We start from the raw sequence: 4303 nt of genomic DNA on the forward strand, positions 1-4303 counted from the left end.
GGGCAAGCCTCGCTCCTACGGGAAGCCGCGTTGATCTGTAGGAGCGAGGCTTGCCCGCGAAGTCGGCCTCAGACTCAACGGAAATTTAGAAAACAACAAAAAGGTGCAGCCATGCCCGCTATCCGAATTGGCATCAACCCGATCTCCTGGAGCAACGACGACTTGCCGTCCCTCGGTGGCGAGACGCCGTTGAGCACCGCGTTGAGCGAAGGCAAGGAGATCGGTTACGAAGGTTTTGAACTCAACGGAAAATTCCCCAAGGATGCCGAAGGCGTCGGTGACGTGCTGCGGCCTTACGAGCTGGCGCTGGTGTCCGGTTGGTATTCCAGCCGTCTGGCGCGCCGTTCCGTGGCCGAAGAAATCGACGCCATCGGCAGCCACGTCGAGCTGCTGGCGAAGAACGGCGCCAAGGTGCTGGTTTACGGCGAAGTGGCGGACTCGATTCAGGGCCAGCGCATCCCCTTGGTTGAACGCCCGCGTTTCCACACCGAACAGGCCTGGCAGGAATACGCCGACAAGCTCACCGAACTGGCACGTTTCACCCTGTCTCAAGGCGTGCGCCTGGCCTATCACCACCACATGGGCGCTTACGTCGAATCCCCGGCCGACATCGACAAGTTGATGGCGTTGACCGGCAGCGAAGTCGGTCTGCTGTTCGATTCGGGCCATTGCTACATGGGCGGCGGCGAGCCGTTGCACGTCTTGCGCAAACACATCGAACGCATCTGCCACGTGCATTTCAAGGACGTGCGCAAACCGGTGGTGCAACTGGCGCGCAACAACTTGTGGAGCTTTCCGGACTGCATCATCAACGGCACCTTCACCGTGCCCGGCGATGGCGACATCGACTTCGCCGCGCTGCTCGATGTGTTGCTGGCCAACGATTACCACGGCTGGCTGGTGGTCGAGGCTGAGCAAGACCCGGCCGTGGCGCCGAGTTACGTCTACGCGAAAAAAGGCTACGACACCTTGCGAGCGTTGCTCGACGAGAGGGTTGCGCTATGAGCCTGCTGGTCAAAAGCAATGCCCGTGGCCGGACCATGGTCGAGTTGGGCAAAGGTGAGCTGGAATACGTCGGCTTCGCTGCCTACCGCCTAAGCCTGGGCGAAACCTTGCCGGTGGCGGCGGGTGATAAAGAGCTGTGCCTGGTGCTGCTCAGCGGCCGGGTCAGCATCAAGGGCGAAGCGCCGGGGCAGGGCGCCTTCGAATGGGACAACCTCGGCGATCGCCAGTCGGTGTTCGAGGACAAATCGCCGTTCGCCGCTTATTTGCCGCCGGGCAGTCAGGCCCAGGTCGTCGCGTTGAGCGATGTGCAGATCGCCGTCTGCGCCGCACCGGGGTCAGCCGAAAAGGGCCTCGGTCCACGGCTGATCAAACCCGACACCATGAAGCGCAGCGTGCGTGGAAAAGGCGCCAACACCCGTTACGTCTGCGACATCCTGCCGGACACCGAGCCCGCCCATTCGCTGCTGGTGGTGGAAGTGCGCACGCCGTCGGGACACTCGTCGAGCTACCCGCCGCACAAGCACGACACCGACGATTTGCCGCACCAGAGCTTTCTCGAAGAAACCTATTACCACCAGATCAACCCGCCCCAGGGTTTCGTGTTCCAGCGCGTCTACACCGACGACCGCAGCATCGATCAAGCCATGGCCGTGGAAAACAGCGACCTCGTGGTCGTGCCCAAGGGCTATCACCCGGTCAGCGTGCCCTACGGCTACGAGTCGTATTACCTGAACGTGATGGCCGGCCCGAAACGGGTCTGGCAGTTCCACAACGATCCGCAGCACAGTTGGCTGCTTGATCTCTGATCTAAAAAGCCTGAATTCCACTATTCGAACGGAGAACAAGAACAATGAGCGACGCCCCGGTCATCGGCCATTACCTCGACGGTCACGTGCAAGACAGCGGTAGCGAGCGGTTCAGCAATGTCTTCAACCCGGCGACCGGCGAGGTACAAGCGCGTGTCGGGCTGGCCAGTTCGAAGACCGTGGACGATGCCGTTGCCTCGGCCCTGAAAGCATTCCCGGCCTGGTCCGAGCAATCGTCCTTGCGCCGTTCGCGGGTGATGTTCAAGTTCAAGGAGTTGCTCGACCGTCATCACGACGAACTGGCCGAAATCATCAGCCGCGAACACGGCAAGGTGTTCTCCGACGCCAAGGGCGAAGTCACCCGTGGCATCGAGATCGTCGAATACGCCTGTGGCGCGCCGAGCCTGCTGAAAACCGAATTCAGCGACAACATCGGCGGCGGCATCGACAACTGGAACCTGCGCCAGCCGCTGGGCGTATGCGCCGGTGTCACGCCGTTCAACTTCCCGGTGATGGTGCCACTGTGGATGATCCCGTTGGCGCTGGTTACCGGTAACTGCTTCATTCTCAAACCCTCCGAACGCGACCCGTCCGCCAGTTTGCTGATGGCCCGTTTGCTGACCGAAGCCGGTTTGCCGGACGGCGTGTTCAACGTGGTTCAGGGCGACAAGACAGCGGTCGATGCGCTGCTGCAACACCCGGACATCGAGGCGATTTCCTTTGTCGGCTCGACGCCGATTGCCGAGTACATCCACCAGCAAGCCACCTCGCGCGGCAAGCGGGTGCAGGCGCTGGGCGGGGCGAAGAATCACATGATCGTCATGCCCGACGCGGATCTGGATCAGGCCGCAGACGCCTTGATCGGCGCGGCTTACGGCTCGGCCGGCGAGCGCTGCATGGCGATCTCGATTGCTGTGGCGGTGGGCGATGTTGCAGACCAACTGATTGCCAAACTGCTGCCGCGCATCGATCAACTCAAGGTCGGCAACGGCATGCAGGGCGACAGTGACATGGGGCCGTTGGTGACGGCCGAACACAAGGCCAAGGTCGAAGGCTTTATCGACCAGGGCGTGGCGCAAGGCGCGCAGCTGATTGTCGATGGTCGTGGGTTCAAGGTGCCGGGGGCGGAGAACGGCTTCTTCGTCGGCGCGACGTTGTTCGATCACGTCACTACCGAGATGAGCATTTACCAGCAAGAGATCTTCGGCCCGGTGCTGGGCATCGTCCGCGTCCCGGATTTCGCCAGCGCCGTGGCGTTGATCAACGCCCACGAATTCGGCAACGGCGTGTCATGTTTCACCAGCGACGGCGGCATCGCCCGGGCGTTTGCACGCACTATCAAGGTCGGCATGGTCGGCATCAACGTGCCGATTCCGGTGCCCATGGCCTGGCACTCCTTTGGCGGCTGGAAGCGCTCGCTGTTCGGCGACCATCACGCCTATGGCGAAGAAGGCATCCGTTTCTACAGCCGCTACAAAAGCGTGATGCAACGCTGGCCCGACAGCATCGCCAAGGGCCCTGAATTCAGCATGCCGACGGCCAAGTGATTCACCTGTGCGGAGAATAACAATAATGAGCAAACCCCTGCGTTTCGCCCTGAACCGTATGGTCGCCCCACGTTTGTCCCTGCCCGCGTTCATCGACCTGGCGGTAGCCCTAAAGGCTGACGCCATCGAGATTCGCAATGACCTCAAGGGTGTCGAGATAGAAGACGGTACCGCGCCCGAGCGCGTCCGTGAGTTGTGCGCGGCCCAAGGCATCAGCGTGCTGTCGATCAACGCGCTGTACCCGTTTGATGTGTGGAATGACGAGCGCCGGACGCTGGCCTTGAAACTGGCGGCTTATGCTCGTGATTGCGGCGCGCAGGGGGTGGTCATGTGCCCGCTGAATGATCGCGCGGATACTCGTAGCGAAGCCGAGCGCGCTTCAGGGTTGCGTACCGCCTTGAGTGAACTGGCGCCGATCCTGCGCGATCACGGCATTCTCGGTTTCATCGAGCCGTTGGGTTTCGAAGAATGCTCGCTGCGGCTTAAACGCACGGCGGTGGAAGCAATCAAGGTTGTCGGTGGGCTGGATGTGTTCCGGCTCGTCCACGACACCTTCCATCATCACCTGGCGTGTGAGCAGGAGTTTTTCCCCGAGCTGACAGGGCTGGTGCATATCTCCGGCGTCGAGGATGCCGAGGCACCGCTGGCGACGATACGCGACGGCCATAGAGTGTTGGTGGGCGAGGGCGACATTCTTGGCAATGCCGCACAGATCGACACCTTGCTCAGCGGCGGTTACAGCGGCTACCTGTCATTCGAGCCGTTTGCCGACAGCGTCCACGGCCTGGCCAACATCGAGCAGGCCATCGGCGCAAGCATGAATCACCTGAATAAATCCCAGGCCTGACACCGTATTCGAATTGATGGAGATCAACTGTGGGAGCGAGCCTGCTCGCGATGACGGCGGCACATGCAAAATTAATGTCGCCTGAAACACCGCCATCG

The 4303-nt window shown here is 61.4% G+C and carries 4 protein-coding genes; all 4 read left to right on the top strand.

Annotated elements, in window-relative coordinates; genetic code table 11:
• Positions 1 to 111 precede the first annotated feature (111 nt).
• The 4 genes from iolE to QMX98_RS32715 are packed head-to-tail and all read left to right on the top strand — an operon-like array spanning position 112 to position 4205.
• Entirely contained in the window at positions 112 to 1005 is an 894-nt protein-coding gene (iolE, locus tag QMX98_RS32700) for a myo-inosose-2 dehydratase (RefSeq protein WP_282411984.1), read from the top strand.
• Complete coding sequence (gene iolB / locus QMX98_RS32705) at positions 1002 to 1811, top strand: 5-deoxy-glucuronate isomerase (RefSeq protein ID WP_083376941.1); 810 nt, start codon at positions 1002 to 1004, stop codon at positions 1809 to 1811. Before iolE ends, iolB begins: the two co-directional genes overlap by 4 nt.
• Positions 1812 to 1855: 44 nt before the next feature.
• Entirely contained in the window at positions 1856 to 3358 is a 1503-nt protein-coding gene (locus QMX98_RS32710) for a CoA-acylating methylmalonate-semialdehyde dehydrogenase (protein ID WP_077749725.1), read from the top strand.
• A 25-nt stretch (positions 3359 to 3383) separates the two neighbouring features.
• Positions 3384 to 4205, top strand: coding sequence for a TIM barrel protein (locus QMX98_RS32715; RefSeq protein WP_154504411.1), 822 nt, complete (start codon positions 3384 to 3386; stop codon positions 4203 to 4205).
• The last annotated feature ends 98 nt before the right edge of the window (positions 4206 to 4303 follow it).

This window comes from Pseudomonas sp. PS02303 (genome assembly GCF_029959925.1).
Lineage (GTDB): Bacteria > Pseudomonadota > Gammaproteobacteria > Pseudomonadales > Pseudomonadaceae > Aquipseudomonas > Aquipseudomonas mandelii.